Here is a 21,857-nt window from a genome sequence, read left to right on the forward strand (position 1 = left end):
ACTCCTTATCGCCGACCCGGATTTGCCGCATCGTCTTCAGAGCCAGCAGTTACGACACAGATGACAACACGGACACAACGGTATCGTTCGCAGCGATTCACCCGGCCGAATCGCCGCACGACGGCGGGAGGGAACCGATGAGCGAACGCGCAACCTCGATCCCACCGGAGGAACAGCACGACGACCAGGACGCAGACACAACAGCCAACGCGGGCGGAGACGACACCACCGCAGGCGGAGACGACACCACCGCAGGCGCTACCAGCGCTGACACGGCGGCCGCGGGGAATGACACACAGCCCAAGCCAGTCACGACGGGTGCCGAATCCGTCGTCCGCGCACTCGAGAACGCCGGCGTCGAGTACGCCTTCGGCGTGCAGGGCGGGGCGATCATGCCCGTCTACGACGCGCTCTACGACTCCGAGATCACGCACGTGACGATGGCCCACGAACAGGGCGCATCGCACGCGGCCGACGCCTACGGCATCGTCTCTGGCGAGCCGGGCGTCTGCCTGGCGACCTCGGGGCCGGGCGCGACGAACCTCGTCACCGGCATCGCGGACGCCGACATGGACTCGGACCCGATGCTCGCGCTGACGGGCCAGGTCCCGACGGACTTCGTCGGCAACGACGCGTTCCAGGAGACGGATACGACGGGCGTCACGACGCCGGTCACGAAGGACAACACGTTCGCTGCCGACCCGGACCGCGTTGGTACCGACGTCAGCGAAGCCTTTGCACTCGCCCGGGAGGGCCGCCCAGGACCGACGCTGGTCGACCTGCCGAAGGACGTCACGAACGCCGAAACGGACCGCGAACCCGACGAACCGGCGACGCCTGACACGTACGAGGTCACGGAGGAAGCCGACCCCACGATCGTCGCGTCCGCAGCCGAACGGATCGAGAACGCGACCCGACCGATCATGCTGCTCGGCGGCGGCGTCATCAAGGGCGAGGCCAGCGAGACCTGCCGCGAGTTCGCCATCGAGCACGATATTCCGGTCGTCACGACGATGCCCGGTATCGGCTCGTTCCCGGAGGATCACGAGCTCTCGATGGAGATGGCCGGCATGCACGGCACCGGCTACGCCAACATGGCGATCACCCACTGCGACACGATGATCGCCGTCGGCACCCGGTTCGACGACCGCCTCACGGGCGGCATCGAGACGTTCGCGCCCGACGCGGAGATCATCCACGTCGACATCGATCCCGCGGAGATCTCGAAGAACATCCACGCGGACTACCCGCTGGTCGGCGACGCCGACACCGTCGTCTCCCAGCTCGCACGCGCCGTCGAGACCTCGCCGCAGGCGACGAAGTGGCGCGCGCAGTGCCAGCAGTGGAAATCGGACTACTCGATGGCCTACGACGTGCCTGAAGACGAGCCGATTCAGCCGGAGTTCGTCGTCGAGGCGCTGGATGAAGCCACGAGCGACAACGCCATCGTCACCACCGGTGTCGGCCAACACCAGATGTGGGCCTGCCAGTACTGGACGTACACCGAGCCTCGGACGTGGGTCTCGAGTCACGGCCTCGGGACGATGGGGTACGGCCTTCCCGCCGCCATCGGCGCGCGTCTCGCCGCTGACGACGATCAAGAGGTCGTCTGCATCGACGGCGACGGCTCGTTCCTGATGACGCTGCAGGGCCTCTCCGTGGCCGTTCGCGAGAACTTGGACATCACCGTCGCCGTGCTCAACAACGAGTACATCGGCATGGTCCGGCAGTGGCAGGACGCCTTCTTCGAGGGTCGCCACTCCGCGTCGGACTACGGCTGGATGCCCGAGTTCGACAAACTCGCCGAGGCCTTCGGCGCGAGCGGCTTCCGGATCGACGAGTACGACGAGGTCGCCGACACGATCGAGGCCGCACTCGCCGAGGACGGCCCCTCGGTGATCGACGTCCACATCGACCCGCAGGCGAACGTCTACCCGATGGTTCCAAGCGGCGGCGACAACGGCCAGTTCGCGCTGGCGGAGGATCAACTATGAGCGGCGAGAACGAGCCAAACGACCGGACCGAGCCAACCGAACCCGGACACCGACGCGGCCTGGATGGCCCCGCTCCCGAGGAGCGTCCGACCCCAGCAGGGCGGCGCAACGAGCAGGGAATCCGGATCGACCCCGAGGTCGAGGCCAAACAGGAACCGCGCCGGACCGTCATCTCGACGCTCGTCGAACACGAACCCGGCGTGCTCTCTGACGTCTCGGGGCTGTTCTCGAGACGACAGTTCAACATCGAGAGTCTGACCGTCGGCCCGACCACCGACGACGACCGCGCGCGGATCACGCTGGTCGTCGAGGAACCCGACCCCGGCATCGACCAGATCAAAAAGCAACTGCGCAAACTGATCCCGGTAATCTCCGTGCGCGAACTCGAGTCCGACGCGATGCGACGCGAACTCGCGCTCGTGAAAATCGACGCGGACCGGCCATCGGAGGTCGCTGCCGTCGCGGATATGTACGACGGCAAGACCGTCGACTCCTGTCCCGAGACGGCGACGATCGAGATCACTGGCTCGCGCCAGAAGATCGACGCCGCAATCGAGACGTTCGAGCAGTTCGGCATCCGCGAGATTGACCGGACGGGAACCACGGCGCTCGCCCGTGGCACCCAGAGCACTGCTGCACCCGCGAGCACGACAGAATCGACCGCCGAAGCGGCGAGCCACCCGCAGAACCAATATGCACCAGCAGACGATGACTGACGAATTCACCACCGAGATTTATTACGACGACGACGCAGACGTATCGACCCTCGACGACGACACCGTGGCCGTGCTCGGCTACGGCAGCCAGGGCCACGCCCACGCGCAGAATCTCCACGAGAGTGGCGTCGACGTGGTCGTTGGCCTGCGCGAGGACTCGTCCTCGCGCTCCGCAGCCGAAGCGGACGGGCTGACGGTCGCGACGCCGGCAGATGCCGTCTCGCAGGCGTCCTACGTGTCCGTCCTCGTTCCAGACACCGTCCAGTCGGCGGTCTACGAGAACGCCATCGAGCCGAACCTGGAGGCCGGCGACACGCTGCAGTTCGCCCACGGGCTGAACATCCACTACGGCCAGATCCAGCCGCCGGAGGACGTCGACGTGACGATGGTCGCCCCGAAGAGTCCAGGCCACCTCGTCCGGCGAAACTACGAGAACGACGAGGGAACTCCTGGACTCCTCGCGATCGACCAGGATGCCACCGGCGACGCACAGGAACGGTCACTCGCGTACGCGAAGGCAATCGGTTGCACTCGCGCCGGCGTCATCGAGACTGACTTCCAGGAAGAGGTCGAGTCCGACCTCTTCGGCGAACAGGCCGTCCTCTGTGGCGGCGTCACAGCACTGGTCAAACACGGCTACGAGACGCTCGTCGACGCGGGCTACTCCCCGGAGATCGCCTACTTCGAGTGCCTGAACGAGCTCAAGCTGATCGTCGACCTGATGTACGAAGGCGGGAACGGCGGCATGTGGGACTCCGTTTCCGACACCGCCGAATACGGCGGCCTTACCCGCGGCGAGCGCATCCTCGATGACTCCGTCCGCGAGAATATGGAGGAGGTACTCGAGGAGGTCCAGAACGGCGAGTTCACTCGCGAGTGGATTCTCGAGAACCAGGCTGGCCGTCCGAGCTACAACCAGCTTCGTCAGGCCGAGAAGGACCACGAGATCGAAGAGGTCGGCGAGCGCCTGCGCGACCTCTTCGCCTGGGCGGACGAGGAATCGAGCGAGAGCGAATCAGAGAAGGCGGAAGTGCCGGCTGACGACTGAGTCAGCACGCGACAACAAAACAGGAACCTACGGACCGATGACCACGAACGAATCACAGTCGACCGAGACGAAACGGACCCGAAACCGAACCGAGAATCGACCGAACGCGAATCAAAAGATGGGCGAAGTTAGCCACACCAACCCCTACACCGGTGAGACGGCAGGGAACCTGTTCAACCGCGGCCCGATCGTCGCGACGGACGGTGGACGCCCGGCTGCGACGGACCCCAAGTCTCGCCGTGCCGCTGACTCGGCAGCCGATACGCCAGCAGAGGCGAACGCGAACGCAGACACGATGCGAGACGTGTCCCACACGCCACCGAACGGAACCGACGACGCGAATCGCGTCTTCGAGCGCGGGCGTACGACCGATGAAGACGACGGCGGTCGTGCGAACGCAGACACGGGCACGGACGCAGACACAGACACGGAGACGGGTGTAGCCGACGAATGAGTAAGGGCACACTCTACGACAAGGTCTGGGACCACCACACGGTGACAACCCTGCCGACCGGACAGGAGCAGCTGTTCATCGGTCTCCACCTCATCCACGAGGTTACGAGCCCGCAGGCGTTCGGCATGCTCGAGGAACGCGACCTCGAGGTCGCCTACCCCGAACTCACCCACGCGACCGTCGATCACATCATCCCGACCGCGGATCAGTCCCGCCCCTACGAGGAGGATGCCGCCGAGGAAATGATGAGTGAACTCGAGGAGAACGTTCGCGAGGCCGGCATCGAGTTCTCCGATCCGGACTCGGGCGACCAGGGTATCGTCCACGTCGTCGGCCCGGAGCAGGGACTGACCCAGCCCGGCAAGACGATCGTCTGTGGCGATTCCCACACCTCGACCCACGGCGCGTTCGGTGCGCTCGCGTTCGGGATCGGGACCAGCCAGATCCGCGACGTGCTCGCGACGGGCACCGTCGCCATGGAGAAACAGAAGGTCCGCAAGATCCAGATCGACGGCGAACTCGGCGACGGCGTCGAGGCCAAGGACGTCATTCTGGAGATTATCAGCCGTCTGGGCACCGAGGGCGGCGTCGGCTACGTCTACGAGTACGCCGGCGAGGCCATCGAGAACCTGGGCATGGAGGGTCGGATGTCGATCTGTAACATGTCTATCGAGGGCGGTGCTCGCGCGGGCTACATCAATCCTGACGAGACCACCTACGAGTGGCTGCAGGAGACGGATTACTTCCAGGAGAACCCCGAGAAGTTCGACGAACTGAAGCCGTACTGGGAGTCGATTCGGTCGGACGACGACGCGGAGTACGACGACGTTGTCCACATCGACGCGGACGAACTCGAGCCGGTCGTCACCTGGGGAACGACCCCGGGCCAGGGCATCGGCATCAGCGATCCGATTCCGGCACCCGAGGACCTGCCCGAAGACAAGCAGGACACCGCCCGACGCGCACAGGAGCACATGCGCGTCGAGCCCGGCGAGACGATGGACGGCTACGAAATCGACGTGGCCTTCCTCGGCTCCTGTACGAACGCGCGCCTGCCAGACCTGCGCCGTGCAGCACGAATCGTCGAGGGCCGTCAGGTCGACGACGACGTGCGCGCGATGGTCGTCCCCGGCAGCCAGCGCGTACAGGAGGCCGCCGAGGAGGAAGGGCTGAAGGACATCTTCGAAGCGGCCGGCTTCGACTGGCGTAACGCCGGTTGCTCGATGTGTCTCGGCATGAACGAAGACCAACTCGAGGGCGACGAGGCCTGTGCCTCCTCCTCGAACCGGAACTTCGTGGGCCGTCAGGGGAGCAAGGACGGGCGCACCGTCCTGATGAACCCGCGGATGGTCGCCGCAGCGGCGATCGAGGGGAACGTAACGGACGTTCGCGAGCTGCCGGAAGCGGAGGTGACCGCCTAATGACCGACACAGATGAGGTCGAGATCCCGGAGGTTAACCACGTCTCGGGCTCGGGCCTCCCGGTCCGCGGCAACGACATCGACACTGACCAGATCATCCCCGCGCGCTTCATGAAGGTCGTCACCTTCGACGGTCTCGGCGAGTTCGCGTTCTTCGACCAGCGGTTTACCGAAGACGACGACCTGAAAGACCACCCGTTCAACGAGGACCGGTTCCAGGACTCCTCGGTGATGGTCGTCAACTCGAACTTCGGCTGCGGTTCTTCGCGCGAGCACGCGCCCCAGGCGCTGCTGCGCTGGGGGATCGATGCGATCATCGGCGAGAGCTTCGCCGAGATTTTCGCGGGCAACTGCCTGGCGCTCGGCATTCCAACCGTCACGGCTGACAGCGAAACGATCCAGACCCTGCAGGAGTGGGTCGACGCGAATCCCGACGGGGAACTCGAGATCGACGTCGAAGCCGAACAGGTCAGGTACGGTGACACCACCATCGACGTCACCGTCGACGACGCCCAGCGCAAGGCGCTCGTCGAGGGCGTCTGGGACACGACGGCGTTGATGAAGTCGAACGCCGGCGCGGTGCAGGAGACTGCAGCCGAGCTTCCCTACGTTTCGGACGCGACTGCGAACGGGTCCGGGTCTGAGTCCAGTTCGAGCGCCGACTGAGAAGCGGACTACGTCGGCTGTCGGTTCCTGTTTTCGGTTGTCTGTTCATTTTTGGTACTGCCCTGTCCACACTGTGCCCGACTGAAGGCGAAGTCTCTCACCGGCCAGCAGAGGACAAAGCACTTGTTACCTTGCCTAAAACTCAGGATAGTCAACCGACTGGTCCCTGATGACATCCCGACCGTCCACACTCCATGCAGTGGTAGCAGCACCCGATTCCTGGACCGACGCACTCGAGTCCCGGCTCGGAATCGATTTGCGAGCGCTGGCTGCGTTCCGGATCGGACTCGGCCTCGTGCTGCTGATCGATCTCCTTACACTGCGGCTACCGGGGCTGCGGACGTTCTACACCGACCAGGGGGTGTTTCCCAGGGAGACGCTCGCGGAAACGTATCCTCTCTTCGAAGCGCTCTCGGTTCACGCTCTCTCGGGCGCTGCGTGGTTCCAGGCGCTGCTTCTCGCACTCGCCGGCCTGTTCGCAGCCTCGCTGCTCGTCGGCTACCGAACCCGGCTTGCGACCGTTGGTGCGCTCGTCCTGACGGCCTCGCTCTACGCCCGCAATCCGCTGGCTCTCAACGGCGGCGATACGATCCTTCTGACGTTTCTCGCACTCGGGCTCTTTCTCCCGCTCAGCGCCCGGTGGTCGGTCGATGCACGTCGGCACGCGAATGAGTCGACGAGCCAAAAGCCGACGGCCCTCGACAGTCGAACCTGCTCGCTCGCAACCGCGGCGATTCTCGTCCACTTCACGCTCATCTACGTTACCAATGCGATCCTCAAATTCCAGAGTGACGCCTGGCTCGGCGGTTTCGCCGTCCAGCGAACCCTCCACCTCGAGCAGTATCTGACACCGCTCGGCGCTGCCCTCTCTGATCTCTCACTGGTCCTTATCGCGGTCAACTGGTTCTGGGTCGCGTTGCTCTCGAGTAGCGTCGTGTTGCTCGTCGTCACCGGTCGGCTCCGACTCGCACTCGTGGCAGGCTTCGTCGGGACACACCTGGGTATGGCCGCGACGATGCGACTCGGCGTCTTCCCGCTGGTCATGATCTTAGGGTTGCTGTTGTTCGTGCCGTCGCCAGTCTGGCGGCAACTCGAGCCCGTCGTCGAAACGCGGACGCCGGACCGACTGGTAGCTGGTAGGCCGGTGCGTGGTGATGGTGGAACCGCGGGACGCGGTGCTGATGATGTGGCGTCCACGTCGTCCGAATCGTCTCAGGGCTGGTGGCCCACGCTGAACGCGAGCCGCGGGGTACGTGTGCTCAGCGGCGTTCTCGTCGCCTGTCTCTTCGCGATACTGCTGTTCTGGCACGCTGCGGCCGTCGGTGTCGGCGGCCCTGCCGCAGTCACCGACGTGGATGAGGACCTCGGCAGCTGGTCGTTCTTCGCGCCGAACCCACCCGACGCTTACAGCTGGTACGCCATCGACGCGACACTCGAGTCCGGTGAGACAGTCGAGACGCACGTGGACGGGACCGCCGTGCGCGCCGACCGGCCACCGGACGGAACGGCGGCCTATCCGTCGACGCTCTGGAAGCGCTACGGGATGGACGTCCGGTACGTTGGGGACGTCTACTACGAACCACTGGCCGCGTTCAGTTGCGAGCAGGTCGGCGAGCAGTCCGACCAGCCAGTCGACTCGGTGACCGTCGTCCATGTCGAACAACCAGTCGGGCCGGACGGCCCGCTGGGTGAGCCGGATCGCCAGGAGCGCATCGAGTCCGCCTGCTGACAGCCGACACCACGAGAGCAAGAGCAACTCGAGGTGGCAACTCAAAGTAGCAACGTTGACGCTATCGATACCCTCTTTTCGCCGCCCGAGAGAGGTGTCGACATGACTCACGAGATCGCCGTCATCCCCGGCGACGGAATCGGACAGGAGGTTACACCCGCCGCAGTCGAGGTGCTCGAGGCACTGGACGTGGACTTTTCGTTCACCGAAGCCGAGGCCGGCGACGCCGTCAAAGAAGCGACCGGCGAAGCACTGCCCGACGAGACGTACGAGCTCGCGGCGACGGCCGACGCGACGCTGTTCGGCGCAGCCGGCAAGACCGCTGCTGACGTGATCCTCCCGCTGCGTGAGGCCGTTGGCTCGTTCGTCAACATCCGTCCGGCGAAGGCGTATCCGGGCATCGACGCCGTTCGCCCCGAAACTGACCTGGTCTTCCTCCGGGAGAATACCGAGGGCGTCTACTCGGGCCACGAGGACCGGCTAACCGAGGACGTGGCGACGCTGACCCGCGTGACCACGCAGTCTGCCTCCGAGCAGCTCGCCGAGTTCGCCTGCGAGTACGCCGGTCCGGAGAGCGACCACGACGGCTTCACCATCGCGCACAAGGCGAACGTCATGCGTGAGACCGACGGCCTCTTCCGGGACACCGTCGCCGAGGTCGCCGCCGACAACGGCGTCGACACCGACGAGGTGCTCATCGACGCCTTCGCGACAAAAGTCTGTCTCGACCCCACGCAGTTCGATGTCATTGTCTGCCCGAATCTCGCGGGCGACGTGCTCTCGGACCTCGCCGCCGGCCTCGTCGGCGGCCTCGGCCTTCTCCCGAGCGCGAACATCGGGCCCGACCGCGGCCTGTTCGAACCCGTCCACGGCACCGCCCCCGACATCGCCGGCGAGGGCGTCGCCAACCCCGCCGCGACGATTATTTCTGCAGCGATGCTGCTCGAATACTTAGAGTACGACGAGGAAGCGGCGGCGGTTCACGCGGCGGTCGAGGAAACGCTCGCGGATGGGCCGCGAACGCCGGATCTGGGTGGCGAGGCGTCGACCACAGACGTGACGGCGGCGGTTATCGAGCGACTCTAGCGTTGCGGCGACTGACTGGTCTACTCGAGTAGCGAGCGCAGCCCGAGTCTGGTTCGGTTTGCACGTTGGATGCTGCGTCGGAGCGTCGCCGACAGAACCGAGAGTGCAGCCGGGAGGATGAGTGACGTGAAGAAGACGAGTGAAGCCAGGCGGAGCTACTGAATAGTCACGTCGGCCGTTGCACGGATGTCCCGCGAGGAACTGCCGACGAAGATCGTGTTGGGTCCGGTCGCGACGGTCCAGCCGTCGTCCGCGTCGTAGTACGCGAAATCGTCCCGCGCGAGCGAGACGGTGACGGTCTCCGACTCGCCGGCATCGAGTTCGACGGCCGCGAAGTCGGCCAGTTCGCGCTCGGGTGTCGGAACCGGCGCGGCCGGTTTCCCGACGTACACCTGGATGACCTCCTTTCCAGTACGGCCACCGACGTTTCGAACGTCGATCGTCACGTCGATCCCGTCTTCGTCTTCGGCTTCGCTGACGGTCACGTCTTCGTACTCGAACTCGGTGTAGGAGAGCCCGTGGCCGAACGGGAACAGAGGCTCGATCTCGTGCTCGTCGAAGTAGCGGTAGCCGACGAAGACGTCCTCGTCGTACCGCGCGACGCCGTCCGTTCCCGGGAACGCGGATCCCTCGGCCGTCGGGTAGTCCGCCACCGACCGGCCGAAGGTCACCGGGAGGCGGCCGCCGGGTTCCGCGTCGCCGAACAGCACAGCCGCGAGCGCCTCGCCGTCGGCCTGGCCAGGGTACCACGTCTCGAGGACGGCGTCGACTGCGTCGAGCCACGGCAGTTCGACAGGGCCACTGGTTCGGAGGACGACGATCGTCTGGTCAGCTGCCTCGGCGACCGCGGCGATCAGTTCGTTCTGCCGGCCGGGGAGTGCGATCGACTCGCGGTCGGTGAACTCCGTTGCGTCGTCCTGGGCAACGACCACCGCGCAGTCGGCGTCGGCGGCGGCTTCGACGGCGGCGTCGATGTTCGGGCCTGTATCGTTGTCCGTGTCCGTGTCTGTGGCTGTGGCTGTGTCCGTGTAACTGTCGTTGGCTGTGGCTCCGTTCGTGTCCGATACTGCATCCGTCTGCACCCCATCTGGCGAGTCGGCGAAGAACGACGACTCCGCGATCGGGTCGACGCCGCGTTCGAACGTCACGTCCGCAGCTCGCGACTCGATACCCGATCGCGGGCCGGTTTCGGTAAACGGGGAGACTTCGGACGACCCGCCGCCGCCCAGTTTGGCGGTGTCGGCGTTCGGGCCGATCACCGCGACAGCGTCGGTGTCTGCGAGCGGGAGCGCGTCATCGTTCGTCAGCAGCACGGTTCCTTCGATCGCGATGTCGCGGGCCAACCGGCGGTGTGCCGGTGTATCGAGTTCTCCGTCTGGTGCATCGGCGTTAGTGCCTGTGCCTCCGTGCTCACTCGCGTCGTCGGTCTCGAGTGTGTTGAACTGTCCCGTCGATTCCAATACCGACAGCACCCGCGACACCTTCTCGTCGAGAGTTTCCTCGTCGACCGCTCCCGATTCGATCGCGTCGCGAAGCGGTTCGCCGAAGTACGCCGGGACATCCGGAACCGGCATCAGAGTGTCGTCGATGTCGTCGAGGTCGAGATCCTGGTTGCGGTCATCGCTCGATGCAGTGTCCGCGCCCGGCAGGTATTCTGACAGTTCGACACCGGGCATCTCGAGGTCGAGACCAGCCCGCGCCGCGTCGATCGTGCTCCGGGTGCCCCACCAGTCGGAGACGACCAGTCCGTCGAATCCCCACTCGTCTTTCAACACGTCCGCGAGGAGTCGTTCGTGGTCGCTCATATGCACGCCGTTGACGCGGTTGTAGGCAGTCATCACTGCATCGACGTCGGCCTCCTCGACCGCCGCGCGGAACGCGGGCAAGTAAATCTCGCGGAGGGCACGCTCGCTCACGTCGGCACTAACCTCGTAGCGATTCGTCTCCTGGTTGTTCGCGACGTAGTGTTTGACCGTGGCAGCAACGCCGGTCGACTGGATACCCTCGATGGTCTCGACACCGATTCGAGCGCTGAGGTGTGGATCCTCGCTGTAGTACTCGAAGTTACGTCCGCCCTGCGGTGCGCGGATGATGTTGACGCCGGGACCGAGCAACACGTCCTGATCGTGGGCGGCCGTCTCTCGGCCGAGCGCCGTCCCGAACTCGCGAGCGAGATCGGGATTCCAGGCCGCGGCGAGCGTGATCGAGGCGGGGAACGCGGTCGCACGCTCGCCCATCGCACGGACGCCGAGCGGACCATCGACCAGTTTCAGCGGCGGGATTCCGACCCGACCGTTTCCGGGGACGTAACCCGTCGCGCGCCCATCGGGATCGGTCGCTCCGTGGACGAGCCGAAGCTTCTCTGTGAGCGTGAGATCGTCGAGCAGGGTTGTGGCGTCCAGTCCCATTCTCGACGGCGTATTGTTCCGGCTACCTGAATAGTCATTCGATGGCGAGTACACGCTGATGGGCATACGTCCGATGTCGACGCATCGTGATTTCAGTCAGACGATATCCAGCGTGTCGCGATCCGCATCCGCGAGTTCGACCAGCGCGTCAGCCTCGAGCAAGTGACACTCGCCGGGGACTACGAGCAGGTGCAGCGGCTCGCCGAACTCCCGGTCCGCAAGTTCGGTCATCGTCCCGGCCTCGACGAGCGGCTCCGGACTGCCCGCGCGGGCGACGACGACACCAACGAGGTCGGGATACGCCTCAGCGAGCAGCTCTGCGCCGACGTCCGCGGTCATGTACTCGTCTTCGTCGGCTCGCTCGTGGCCTACCTTGATGTCGAGATAGACGACGGTGTGGAGGCCGTCTGCGCGATTCTCGTCGATGGTGTCGGTGACGCTCGCCGGCAAGCCGTCCGCGCCGTGGGCGTAGGGAAACGGCAGCGTCGTCGCCTTGCCGAACCGGTAGTTCTGCAGTCCCGTCAGCGAACTCGTCGCCGTCTGGGCCGTCACGCCGTGAATGACGTGGGTGTCGATCCCGCGGTCGTGTGCCCGCAATCGGAGGTCGACGTGCGTTGTCGAGATCATCGTATCGCCGGCCGTCAGGAAGGCCACATCCTCGCTCTCAGCGGCGTCGAGCATCTCTTCGGGGTGTTGCTCGACACCCGCCCGGTCCCGGACCTCGATCTCGATATCGTGGGCGGACTCGAGTTCCTCGACAGTCGCTCCAATCAGTTTGCTGGTGTAGAACTCGGCGTAGACGCGGTCGGCGGTTCGCAGGGCCTCCTGGCCCTCGACGGTGATCGAGCGGTCGTCGTAGAGGCCGAGGCCGATGAAGGTGAGCATAGCAGTGACTGCGCCGCGGTCGTACTTCAGCGACCGGATTTGGCTGTTCTCTCCAGTGGCTCTGCTGCGGGCCTCACAGCGACAGGTGCGAGGTCGAAGACGGGCCGTCGTCCCCGTCGTCGATCCCGCCCTGGTGCATGAACGTCACGTCGTCGTCAGTCAGGTAAACGTCGCCGCGGTCGACGGCAACCTCGATCGAGGGCAGTGTCGTGTCCGCGGCCTCGCCGTTGTCGCAATAGCCCGAGCAGGAGTCGAACATCGAGCCGTGTTTCGGACAGATGATCTGCCCGTCGCGCATCGCCACCCCACGACCCACGTCGAGTCGCTGGAACTCGTGTGTACACTGGTTCACCCAGGCTTCGACGCCGCGGTTCTCAGCTGTCGTTTCCTCTACCGCTGCTTCCTCTACCGCTGTTTCCGAGGGGGGTGCTGTCTCAGCCTCCCCATCCGTACACGGCACCAGGATCACCTCCTCCGGATCACCGTGCTGGTTGCGAACCGTAAACAGCCACGACCGCTCCTCGTACACCGTCTCAACCGACGTCAGCCGCATACGAACGCCCATATACTCGACTCTTATCGACTGGAAACGTCAGCGTTACGGCGACCGACCGGTGACTACCGGTATGTCCGGGGAAGTGCCGTGCGTTCGCGTCGCCCGCGAACACGGCGAAGCCACACGTCGCACACTCGCCGACGCGGACCTGATCGCCGACGACTACGAGATCACCGTCGAAGACGGCTGGCTCTACATCCCGATCAGCGATGTCGACGCCGTTCACGAGGTGCTCAAACTCGACCTCGAGGGCGCTGTACCGGAGCACGACACGCAAGACGCCGACACCGGCACTAGCTCCGACGCCGACAGCCACGACCCCGAACTCGTCACCAAAACCGTCGGCGAACGCGACACCCAGACCACACCCGCCGAACTACTGGGGTTCGATCCGTCCTACGAACGCCTCGGCACCGCCGTCCTCCTCGACGAGGACGACGACGAACGAGCGCGGGACATTTCCGCGGCCGTACTCGAGTCCGACCTTCCAGTCGACACCGTCCTGAACAAAGCCTCAAAGGTGAAAGGCGAGACCCGCGTTCGCGACTGGGACCTCCTCGCGGGCGACGATACCGAGGTCGTCCACCGCGAGTACGGCTGTGAGTTCGCGCTCGACCTCGCCGCGGTCTACTTCTCCCCGCGCCTCGCAACGGAGCGCCACCGGGTCACCGAGCAGGTCGCTTCTGGCGAGCACGCGTTCGACATGTTCGCCGGTGTCGGCCCGTTCGTCATCCCGTTCGCAAAACGCGGCGCAGACTGTGTCGGCGTCGACGTAAACCCCGACGCTATCGAGTACCTGCGCGAGAACGCGCGCCGCAACGGCGTCGCGGATCGCGTGACGGCGATTTGTGATGACGTTCGTGACGTTGCGAGCGAGTACGACGGCTGGGCAGACCGCATCGTGATGAACCTGCCCCACAGCGCGAACGAGTTTGTTGAGTCGGCGGTCGCGATCGCGGGCGACGACTGCGTGATTCACTACTACGATATCCAGCACGAAGACGACCCGTTCGGCCCGGGTGAGCGCGCGATTCGCGAGGCAGCCGAGCCAGCGTACGAGGTGACTGTGGAAACGCAGCGGGTCGTTCGATCGTATGCTCCGCACGAACTCAACGTCTGTCTGGACGTTCGACTCGAGCGATAGGCTGTTCCACGAAACAGACTGGCACGACCGCGACGATTCGCAATCCTTATGCCTGCTATCGACCCTACGAATAAACGCACTCGAACCGTGCCGGTGTAGCTCAGACTGGCAGAGCGAATCCTTCGTAAGGATTAGGTCGAGGGTTCAAATCCCTCCACCGGCTTGTTGCTGCGAACAACACGTGAGCAGCAACAGCCGTCGAGGGATTTGAATCAGGGAGCAGCTTTGCTGCGACCGTGGTTCACAATCCCCTCCACCGGCCTGTTTCGCAGGGTGAACAGTAAATCACCACGTAACTCCGCTTTGTATCCTGACTTTCAGCTGTCAAAGTGGAACGTGAGAGCTAGAGTGAGCTATTCGTACGCACGCTCTTTACTCGAAGCTCTTGCTTACGTGCGGCCGTTCGAAGCGCGCTATCTTCAGTCACCAAGGTGAGATCATTACGCTCTGCGGTTGCAAGATACGCCGCATCACAGCGGTCTCTAATTCAGAATCAGTCAGATTATCGTGAGCAAGGCCGGTTTTCCAAAGTGCATTCCCCGCTTCGTACATCGTCAAATCGAGCAGATACTCGTCGAACAGGATACTAATATCTACATCGACGCCGCTTTCTCCAATGAGAAGTTCTACCACCGAGCTTGCGTCAAAGGATAGTCTGACATTAGTTCTCCTGGCGGGTTTCGCGAACCGCTCCAACGATCTCGTCAGTTTCAACACCGTCATCTACCTTCTCTCGGAGGGAATTGACATCCCGACGAAGTTTCTCTCGCCGGCGCTTGGTGATTTCCTCCTCGAGTGCGTTCCGGATAACCTCGCTAACGTTGATATCTTCCCTTTCGAGTTTCTCCTTCATGTCATCGGGAATTTTTGCTGAGACGGTGATCATACGTGTAAGTAATACGAGACGGTATTACAAAAATGTTCCATCGGGGTTTAATGAGATCGGTACGGGCCAGTGCTCGACGAGTTCGTTCTCGTCGCTTGGGGAACGCGGCGGCACTCACCTCGACGGTGTTCATAGTAGCACGCTACTCGCGAAGCGATGGCTGAGTACAATCCGAACGAAACACGCACCGAGCAACCACATTCTTCCAACCCGGCGGTAGATATAAGTCACTACCAGTCAACAATTAGAACGGAAGCCGCAACGGGTACGAAAGTGCCCCGGGTGTAGTAGCACCCGAGACGTGGCTTCCAAGCCGACCTGGCTTGTAGCCATGATTCCATACATCCGACCGGGATATAAACGTCCCGCCCGAGACCCAACGAACAGTACCCAACTACCCGCCGGACCCCACTTTTCCCTCGGCGGTGGTTGGGATGAGTGACGATACTGAAACAGAGACCGAGGCCAGTACTGACTCGAGTTGCAGCGCTGGCAGCGAGAGCAACACTACTCGAGACCTCAAAGCTGCCCTCGGATTCGATGCCGACTACACTCCTGATCCCGACACAACCTCACTCCCCAACTGTCCCCGCTGTGACCACCCCGTCGCACGAACCAGCATCATCGGCCCCACAGACGCTATCGCCGGCCCCTGCGGCTGTCGTGTCGCCCCAGGATTCGCTCGGCGGGCGCGCAACCGCCGACGCAACGGGCGGGACGGTTCGCCGTCCGCGACTGGTCACGATACCGACTGCACCAACACCCGAAACAACTCACACACCCAGTAACCACCACACCACCATCACCACCACTCGAGTACCCTCCCGCTCCCGTCGACCTCTCAATGAAGGCTGCAGGGTAGCGGGTGAGTCGGTTCGGTCCAACTCGAGTAGAACCAGAGATCCGTACACCAGTAGACCCACCAGAATCCGAGCCGACTCGATCCGTCTGTCTCACCTGGACTCGAGTTGCGGCGGAACACTGGGTGGGTGTGGGAGTGAGTGCTGGGCTGGTATGGTAGCGATGTGGTGTTGGTGTGCTGGTGCTGGCAACGGGGGTGGCGTTACTCTGGGGGTGGCGTTCTCCGCCTCGTTGCCGTCGGCCGGTTCCCACTGACAGTTCGAACCCACCGTGGCGACCCACTGTCGATCACGGTGTCACCACCATCGAAGCCATCGAGCCACCGAAGCCACTCGACCACCGACTGTCAGTCGCCGATCGACGGCTCTCAGTCTCGCCAGCACTCCGACGCGCTACCTGCCGCTCCGCGCACTCACACTACCCCCACATCGCTCACACCCACCCAGGCCGAACTCACAACTCGAGGAGTTGATCTCGAGAAGCAAAATGATATGCATTATTTGGGAGAAGAAGAGTTCACGACAGAACAGACTACTTAAGAGATTGACCGGACTTACAAGACGATCTTAGACTTCGTGGAGCAATCTACAAATGAACGCAACGTCTTTTATTTTGAGTCAGCAGTATCTTGTCATGCGCACCAGAACAGAATGGTATCTATGAGTGACAATCCGTTCGAAAACCCATCAGGAACACGTGAAAAGATTCTCGCAGCAACTGCAGAATCACTTCGAAAACACGGATATGCAGACCTCACAATAAACAAAATCGGCAATGAGTTTGAAAAAAGCCAGTCTCTCATTCACCACCACTACGATGGGAAAGATGATCTCATCCTCGATACACTGCAACAGTTCCTCAAACAGTCTCACCCCAAGTCGTTTACTGAGGATGCAAACAATCCGCAAGAGCAACTTGCTGACCTCATTGAGATATTCTTTGGTCAAAGTCTCAGCGAAAGGAGACAAAAATTGTTAGCTATGGTGTTTGAACTTCGAACTCGAGCGATCCATAGTGAGGACTATCGAGAGCACTTCTCACAGAGTGATTCCATGTTCGAAGAATATATCGCCAGTCTCATTCAGGAAGGTATGAATGACGGCGTATTCCAATCGTGTAATCCATCTACTGTGGCTGCAATGACAACTCTACTGGCTAATGGTGCACTCGTTCGACGCACCACAAGAGACAATGATGACTGGATTGATGACGTTCGAAAAGAGTTTCAGCGATACCTTGAGCAGTGTGTGTATGAGAACTGACGTCACTTTTTCTGTGACGTTCTCTTGCCCAGATACAATTCGGAACTATGGGAATTTGTTGCCATGCTCTGTCCTCGGTTTATGTCATGAAGTATATGATGGCTACACTAACAGGAACGTGGAACGATGTAGCAGAGGATCTCGAAGAGAACGAGGAGATTACTAACGACACAACGGTCGTCAGTGACAAAGAATCCCTCATGGACGCCTTCGATACTAGCTACCGATCTCATCAGGTCGATCTCGTTCACGTCGGCCAAACGATTAGAGACAACCTGTGAGAGGGAGGTGATTTCCCCATCGAAATACGGAAAACAATCGCCTCAGGTGGAACAAACGATTTGTTCTACCTGAAGAAACCAGTTGTGCTCCACGCACCGAAGAATGAGCGTTTGGCGACTCGCTTGCGGGTCGACCAAACGCTCGAGAACCTCACAAACAGGTGTGGCGGTTAGAACAAGAGGACTCTCCAAAAGCAGCAGCGTACCTCCGGGAATGGCGTCAGTGAATGGGTGTTACAGTCCGGGTACCACGTCCCTGAACCCGCGTTCAGCCTTGTCGTAGCGCGACCACAGGAATAGCGCCGAGGGCAACACCACGACCGAGGCGACAAACGAGTAGAACACACTCATCGCCACCAGAATCCCGAAGTCACCCAGTACTGGCGTGATCGCAAGCGCGAGTGCCCCGGTCCCGAGCGAGGTCGTCACCATGCTGCCCGCCAGCGCGCCGCCGGTTCCCGACAGCGTCGTTGTCATCGCCTCGAGCGGGTCGCCGTGCTTGCCGTACTCGTCGATAAACCGTGCGGTCGTGTGCACGGTGTAGGCGATCCCGAGGCCGATCGAGATGGCCAAAATCGTCGCTGTCATCGCATTGAGCGGCATCTCGAGCAGGCGCATCGTCCCGATCAGGAAGGCGACGGCGATCGCGATCGGGAACAGGTTGACCATGCCCAGCAGCGGCCGCCGTTCGACGATTCCGTAGATGACGACGAGGAAGATCGCTGACAGTGCGAGCGCGAGCACCAGCCCGTCGATCGCCGACGCGAAGATCATCTCGGTGATCGCGTCGAAGATGACGATCATCCCGGTCGCGGTCGCCGAGTGATGGAAGTTCTCGGCGAACGCCGCGCCGTCCTCGGCCGCCTCTTCCTGGCTAGCCTCCGCGTCGATGACGTACTCGATCTGGGCGGCCCCGCGGTCGTCCGTCAGATACTGCTCGGCGTTGTTATCGGACGCGGCGAACAGTTCGTCGTAGATCCGATCGAGGTTCCGGTCCGGGATCCCGTTGCCGCTCCGATCGTTTCGGTCGACGAGCGCGGCGAACTCCTCGTCCTGTTCGGCGTACGAGTGGATCGCCGTGATGATGCTTTGCTCGTCGGTCCCGCCACCTGGCCCGACGGCCAGGCTGTCTGGCGGATCGTCGCCCGCTCGATCCAGCGCCTCGAGTGCGTGGTCCTCTTCGAACGGTCCTTCGACGTATATCGTTATCGTGCTGTCCTGGTCGGCGTCGAACCGCTCCTCGAGCGTGTTGATCGTCTGTGTGGTGGTGTACTCACCGGGGGCGAACGGTTCGGGGACGTGTTCGACGTACCACGCCTCCTCTTCGGGCGGGAGGAAGTCCTCGTCGTCGAAGGTGGTGTCGACACCCATGCCGTAGACGCCCATCCCGCCGCCAAGGACGAGGATGACGACTACGAAGATCGCTGGCGCATGCTGGCTCACGATCGCCGGATAGGTCAAGAGACGCCCGAGAGAGGAGTCCTCAGAGGCAATCGGCGAGGAGTTGAACTCCGGCACGCCGTATTGCTCTCGGAAGTCGTCGACGATCAGCTTCAGCGAGGGCAGGAAGATCCCGAAGATGAGGAAGGTGAACACCATCCCGATCCCGGCCGCGATCCCCATGTTCTGGATTGGCTCGAGGTCCGAGACGACGTTCGCGCCGAAGCCGAAGACCGACGTCACCGTCACAATGACGAACGCAATCATCAACTGGCCGTTCGCGGCTCGCATCGCCGCGAGCGGCTCGTACCCCTGAGCGGTCTCTTCCCGATAGCGGTTGATGATGTGGATCCCGAAGTCGATCCCGACCGCCAGCAACAGGACGGGGACGGCGATCATCTGCTGATCGAACGGGATGCCCACGAATCCGAGGAAGCCGAAGGTCCAGATGATCGTCAACACGAGCGAGAGCAACCCGAGGCCGAGATCGATCGGATCCCGGTAGGCCGCGATGAGGAACCCGAGCATGAGCACGATGACGACCGGCATCACGATTGCCAGCGAGTCGCCGATAACGTGCTCGAACTCGTCGAACATGATCCCGGGGCCGAACGCGACGATGTCGTTGTTCTCTTCCTCGGCGATCGACTGGACCGCAAGCTGCAGGTCGGCGAGGTCTTCGTCGTCGAACTCGGGCGGTACGTCGTGGTAGACGACAGTGATCGACGCCGACGCCGACGGTTCCTCCGGGTTGAAGTCCTCGCCGATAATACCTGCGAACCCAGGCTCGTCACCGAGTGCCCGGATCGTTTCCCGGAGTTCGTACTGTGATGCTCCCTCAACGACCCGTCGCTGTTCGGCTGCCGTCGTCGCTTCTTCGTCGAGCGCCTGGGCGACGATCGGTGCCGGCCCACTTGCACCCGACATCCGTAACTCGGAGCGCTCCTCAACCTGCTCGAGCACCCGCAAACTGGCGACTAGCTCCTCCTGGGCCAAGACATTCGAGCCTGTATGGATGAGCTGGGTCGACTCGTCGTCAACCGTGAACGGATCGTCGAACTCCTCTTCGATTGCGTCAAGGGCCTGTTGCTCTTCGAGGCCCTCGGTAAACGCGTCCGTCGCCTCCGTCTCGGTCTCGACGAGCATCACCCCACCCGCGAAGACGGCTGTCAATACCAGAAAGATCGCAACGGTTGTCTTCGGACGGGAGACAATGATCTCGTTGAGGCGATCAACGCCCGCCTCGATTCGGTCGCTCGGGTCCAGCATCTATCGCCTCTGGAAGACGTACGCGCCGGCTCCGAGCCCGGTGAGCGTGAGCACGCTGATCAGACCGACTGGGAAGCTTCCTCCGCTTTCGACCACGTCGATCGCGATCCGGGTGGTATCCGAGAGCTGGCTGGTTCCGGACGCGTCATCGTACCGAAAGTCGATCGAAATCGGGTAGGTCTTCTCGGTCGCGCCGCCGTCGGCGTCGAGGTCGAAGACGAGCGTGACCGTCTCGCCGGGCTCAAGTTCCTCGACGAACGCGTCGTTGTCGTCGCTGTTGAGCGGATCGTCCGCGAACAGGTTCGCTTCGATGTCGGTTACCGTCTCGTCGAGGTTGTTCGTCACGTCGACCTCGAGGGTACGGTCGTCGCCCGCGGCGATCTCGCGGTCGGCGACATCGACGATGAATTCGTCACGCTGTTCGTTGACGTGGGTCATCACTTCGATGTCCTCGTACATGCGTTGATCGAAGTCGGCGTTGCGGTACTGCACCCCGAGGTCGATCACCCGGTCGACGGCCTCGGCTTCGCCGCTGACCGACAGTGGCAGCCGGAACGCCTCGTCCTCGCCCGGCTCGAGCGAGCCGACGGCGATGCTTCGCTCGATCGGGATCAGCGTCGGGGACTCTTCGGTGAACGTCACGACCACGTTCTCAGCCTTGCTTGGCCCCTCGTTCGTGACGGTACCGTAGAGGTAGCCGTCCTCGCCGACGTGGAGGTCGGATTCGATGTTGCCGACGCCGAACTGCTGTTCCGGCTGCGGGATCACCCCCGCCATCGGACTCTCGTCGATGCGGTCGTGCCCGTCAGGCGTTTTGAAGGTTACCGTCCCGTCGAGCATGTACTGTCGTTCGGAGGTATCGGGCATCACCGAGACATCGTAGATCACCGTCGCCGTCTCGTTCGCCTCGAGTTCGTCGATCCGGGCCGAATCCTGCATGGCCGTCGCCTCGTGTTCCATGCTGCCGAACATGAGGCCGCTGCTCATCGACTCAAGGGCGACGTTGACGTCGGTTGCAGTCTCATTCCCGGTGTTTTTGACGTCGGCCTCGAGGACGCCCGTATCGCCGATCTGGGCGTCGGTTCGGACATCGACGATTTCGAATCGTGCGTCGTCGTCGACTTCGACGTCGAAGGAGATGGAGTCAGTTTCCGACTCCTCCCAGACGTTCGAACTCCCAATACGTTCCGTGTATGTGTAGGAGACGTCGGCATCGATCGTGTACGTGCCCGCCTCGACGTCGTCGGGGACGTCGATGGCGATCGGGGCTTCTCTCGGTTGCGTCTCCGATACGGGGCCGACCGGGACCGTCCCGCCTCTGACGGTCAGCGGCGTATCGTCGGCGTCGGCCTCGATTTCGACGTTCCGGGCCGTCGTCACGGCCTCGCGTGCGTCGGCGGGTCCGCGATCGAGTTCACCGTCGTTTATCACCTGAACGTTTACCTCGTTTGTTTCGCCGGGCTGTACGTACGGGTTTGGAACGCGCAGGTCGAGATCTGGCTCACCCTGAACGACGCTGCCCGCCTCCATCTGGTCTTGGATCATCTGCATTTCCATCTGGAGCTGGGCCAACTCCTGTTCGATCTCTGCCTGACCGGCCCCGTTTTCTTCAGAATCGTCAGCAGCCACCGATCCAACACCAGCGACAAACACGCCCGATGTGACCAGCAAGATTACCATGATAACGGTCCCAGCAGATCGAACCGTCATCCAACCACCCCAGCTCGATGCAGTGACCTATCCCCTTGAGTG

18 protein-coding genes, 1 tRNA gene and 1 pseudogene are annotated in these 21,857 nt (G+C 62.7%); 13 read left to right on the forward strand and 7 right to left on the reverse strand.

The genetic code is table 11. The features are described 5' to 3' along the window. The first annotated feature begins 137 nt into the window (after positions 1-137). From ilvB to C483_RS05145, 8 genes are all read left to right on the forward strand, one after another. Positions 138-1,994, forward strand: coding sequence for a biosynthetic-type acetolactate synthase large subunit (gene ilvB, locus C483_RS05110; protein ID WP_006652291.1), 1,857 nt, complete (start codon positions 138-140; stop codon positions 1,992-1,994). Further along, positions 1,991-2,710, forward strand: a complete 720-nt coding sequence (gene ilvN / locus C483_RS05115; RefSeq protein ID WP_006652292.1) for an acetolactate synthase small subunit — start codon at positions 1,991-1,993, stop codon at positions 2,708-2,710. Before ilvB ends, ilvN begins: the two co-directional genes overlap by 4 nt. Continuing rightward, complete coding sequence (gene ilvC, locus C483_RS05120) at positions 2,703-3,758, forward strand: ketol-acid reductoisomerase (protein ID WP_006652293.1); 1,056 nt, start codon at positions 2,703-2,705, stop codon at positions 3,756-3,758. Before ilvN ends, ilvC begins: the two co-directional genes overlap by 8 nt. A gap of 37 nt (positions 3,759-3,795) precedes the next feature. Further along, a complete protein-coding gene (locus C483_RS05125) occupies positions 3,796-4,212 on the forward strand; it encodes a hypothetical protein (protein WP_006652294.1) in 417 nt (138 codons plus the stop codon). Next, a complete protein-coding gene (leuC, locus tag C483_RS05130; protein WP_006652295.1) occupies positions 4,209-5,633 on the forward strand; it encodes a 3-isopropylmalate dehydratase large subunit in 1,425 nt (474 codons plus the stop codon). The genes C483_RS05125 and leuC overlap by 4 nt, the downstream gene beginning before the upstream one ends. Then, positions 5,633-6,298 (forward strand): 3-isopropylmalate dehydratase small subunit, encoded by a 666-nt coding sequence (gene leuD / locus C483_RS05135; protein WP_006652296.1) that lies wholly within the window; start codon positions 5,633-5,635, stop codon positions 6,296-6,298. The genes leuC and leuD overlap by 1 nt, the downstream gene beginning before the upstream one ends. A gap of 169 nt (positions 6,299-6,467) precedes the next feature. Next, positions 6,468-8,027 carry an HTTM domain-containing protein gene (locus C483_RS05140; protein WP_049912439.1) on the forward strand — a complete coding sequence of 520 codons (1,560 nt, stop codon included), beginning with the start codon at positions 6,468-6,470 and terminating at the stop codon, positions 8,025-8,027. 102 nt (positions 8,028-8,129) lie between these two features. Then, positions 8,130-9,113 carry an isocitrate/isopropylmalate dehydrogenase family protein gene (locus C483_RS05145; protein ID WP_006652298.1) on the forward strand — a complete coding sequence of 328 codons (984 nt, stop codon included), beginning with the start codon at positions 8,130-8,132 and terminating at the stop codon, positions 9,111-9,113. Positions 9,114-9,268: 155 nt separating this feature from the next. Here C483_RS05145 and C483_RS05150 read toward each other — a convergent pair whose 3' ends face one another. The 3 genes from C483_RS05150 to C483_RS05160 all read right to left on the reverse strand — a co-directional run bounded on the left by C483_RS05150 (position 9,269) and on the right by C483_RS05160 (position 12,971). After that, positions 9,269-11,521, reverse strand: coding sequence for a beta-glucosidase family protein (locus C483_RS05150; protein WP_006652299.1), 2,253 nt, complete (start codon positions 11,519-11,521; stop codon positions 9,269-9,271). A gap of 96 nt (positions 11,522-11,617) precedes the next feature. Then, complete coding sequence (dph5, locus tag C483_RS05155; protein ID WP_006652300.1) at positions 11,618-12,406, reverse strand: diphthine synthase; 789 nt, start codon at positions 12,404-12,406, stop codon at positions 11,618-11,620. 73 nt (positions 12,407-12,479) lie between these two features. Then, on the reverse strand, positions 12,480-12,971 hold the full coding sequence (locus C483_RS05160) for a Rieske (2Fe-2S) protein (protein WP_006652301.1): 492 nt from the start codon (positions 12,969-12,971) through the stop codon (positions 12,480-12,482). A gap of 61 nt (positions 12,972-13,032) precedes the next feature. Here C483_RS05160 and C483_RS05165 point away from each other — a divergent pair, with 61 nt between their 5' ends. Further along, positions 13,033-14,106: a class I SAM-dependent methyltransferase gene (locus tag C483_RS05165; RefSeq protein ID WP_006652302.1), complete on the forward strand. Its 1,074-nt coding sequence runs from the start codon at positions 13,033-13,035 to the stop codon at positions 14,104-14,106. Positions 14,107-14,195: 89 nt separating this feature from the next. Then, positions 14,196-14,269: transfer RNA gene (locus C483_RS05170), tRNA-Thr, on the forward strand. 260 nt (positions 14,270-14,529) lie between these two features. On the opposite strand, the gene C483_RS05175 is transcribed toward C483_RS05170, so the two are convergent. Both C483_RS05175 and C483_RS05180 read right to left on the reverse strand, forming a co-directional pair. Continuing rightward, a complete protein-coding gene (locus C483_RS05175; RefSeq protein ID WP_006652303.1) occupies positions 14,530-14,739 on the reverse strand; it encodes a hypothetical protein in 210 nt (69 codons plus the stop codon). Positions 14,740-14,767: 28 nt separating this feature from the next. Continuing rightward, complete coding sequence (locus C483_RS05180; RefSeq protein WP_006652304.1) at positions 14,768-14,992, reverse strand: hypothetical protein; 225 nt, start codon at positions 14,990-14,992, stop codon at positions 14,768-14,770. Positions 14,993-15,426: 434 nt separating this feature from the next. Between C483_RS05180 and C483_RS05185 the strand changes: the two genes are divergently transcribed. The 3 genes and pseudogenes from C483_RS05185 to C483_RS20770 form a co-directional block, all read left to right on the forward strand. Beyond that, a complete protein-coding gene (locus C483_RS05185) occupies positions 15,427-15,780 on the forward strand; it encodes a hypothetical protein (protein WP_049912440.1) in 354 nt (117 codons plus the stop codon). 732 nt (positions 15,781-16,512) lie between these two features. Beyond that, positions 16,513-17,115 carry a TetR/AcrR family transcriptional regulator gene (locus C483_RS05190; RefSeq protein WP_006652305.1) on the forward strand — a complete coding sequence of 201 codons (603 nt, stop codon included), beginning with the start codon at positions 16,513-16,515 and terminating at the stop codon, positions 17,113-17,115. A 107-nt stretch (positions 17,116-17,222) separates the two neighbouring features. Beyond that, positions 17,223-17,614: pseudogene (locus tag C483_RS20770) on the forward strand (ISH6 family transposase); the annotation flags it as partial. A 16-nt stretch (positions 17,615-17,630) separates the two neighbouring features. Here C483_RS20770 and C483_RS05200 read toward each other — a convergent pair. Beyond that, positions 17,631-20,105, reverse strand: a complete 2,475-nt coding sequence (locus C483_RS05200; protein WP_006652307.1) for an efflux RND transporter permease subunit — start codon at positions 20,103-20,105, stop codon at positions 17,631-17,633. Continuing rightward, positions 20,106-21,734, reverse strand: coding sequence for a COG1361 S-layer family protein (locus tag C483_RS05205; RefSeq protein ID WP_241431475.1), 1,629 nt, complete (start codon positions 21,732-21,734; stop codon positions 20,106-20,108). It lies immediately after the preceding gene. Positions 21,735-21,857 lie beyond the last annotated feature (123 nt).

Origin of the sequence: Natrialba hulunbeirensis JCM 10989 (assembly GCF_000337575.1) — an archaeon.
GTDB classification, from domain to species: Archaea; Halobacteriota; Halobacteria; order Halobacteriales; family Natrialbaceae; genus Natrialba; species Natrialba hulunbeirensis.

What these genes read in the sequence shown, in the direction of transcription:
- C483_RS05125 (WP_006652294.1), top strand. Translation starts at nt 3,796, where the DNA reads ATGACCACGAACGAATCACAGTCGACCGAGACGAAACGGACCCGAAAC.
- ilvN (WP_006652292.1), top strand. Translation starts at nt 1,991, where the DNA reads ATGAGCGGCGAGAACGAGCCAAACGACCGGACCGAGCCAACCGAACCC.
- C483_RS05165 (WP_006652302.1), top strand. Translation starts at nt 13,033, where the DNA reads ATGTCCGGGGAAGTGCCGTGCGTTCGCGTCGCCCGCGAACACGGCGAA.
- leuD (WP_006652296.1), top strand. Translation starts at nt 5,633, where the DNA reads ATGACCGACACAGATGAGGTCGAGATCCCGGAGGTTAACCACGTCTCG.
- C483_RS05185 (WP_049912440.1), top strand. Translation starts at nt 15,427, where the DNA reads ATGAGTGACGATACTGAAACAGAGACCGAGGCCAGTACTGACTCGAGT.
- C483_RS05140 (WP_049912439.1), top strand. Translation starts at nt 6,468, where the DNA reads ATGACATCCCGACCGTCCACACTCCATGCAGTGGTAGCAGCACCCGAT.
- C483_RS05180 (WP_006652304.1), bottom strand. Translation starts at nt 14,992, where the DNA reads ATGATCACCGTCTCAGCAAAAATTCCCGATGACATGAAGGAGAAACTC.
- C483_RS05190 (WP_006652305.1), top strand. Translation starts at nt 16,513, where the DNA reads ATGAGTGACAATCCGTTCGAAAACCCATCAGGAACACGTGAAAAGATT.
- dph5 (WP_006652300.1), bottom strand. Translation starts at nt 12,406, where the DNA reads ATGCTCACCTTCATCGGCCTCGGCCTCTACGACGACCGCTCGATCACC.
- ilvC (WP_006652293.1), top strand. Translation starts at nt 2,703, where the DNA reads ATGACTGACGAATTCACCACCGAGATTTATTACGACGACGACGCAGAC.
- C483_RS05160 (WP_006652301.1), bottom strand. Translation starts at nt 12,971, where the DNA reads ATGGGCGTTCGTATGCGGCTGACGTCGGTTGAGACGGTGTACGAGGAG.
- C483_RS05200 (WP_006652307.1), bottom strand. Translation starts at nt 20,105, where the DNA reads ATGCTGGACCCGAGCGACCGAATCGAGGCGGGCGTTGATCGCCTCAAC.
- leuC (WP_006652295.1), top strand. Translation starts at nt 4,209, where the DNA reads ATGAGTAAGGGCACACTCTACGACAAGGTCTGGGACCACCACACGGTG.
- C483_RS05145 (WP_006652298.1), top strand. Translation starts at nt 8,130, where the DNA reads ATGACTCACGAGATCGCCGTCATCCCCGGCGACGGAATCGGACAGGAG.
- ilvB (WP_006652291.1), top strand. Translation starts at nt 138, where the DNA reads ATGAGCGAACGCGCAACCTCGATCCCACCGGAGGAACAGCACGACGAC.
- C483_RS05150 (WP_006652299.1), bottom strand. Translation starts at nt 11,521, where the DNA reads ATGGGACTGGACGCCACAACCCTGCTCGACGATCTCACGCTCACAGAG.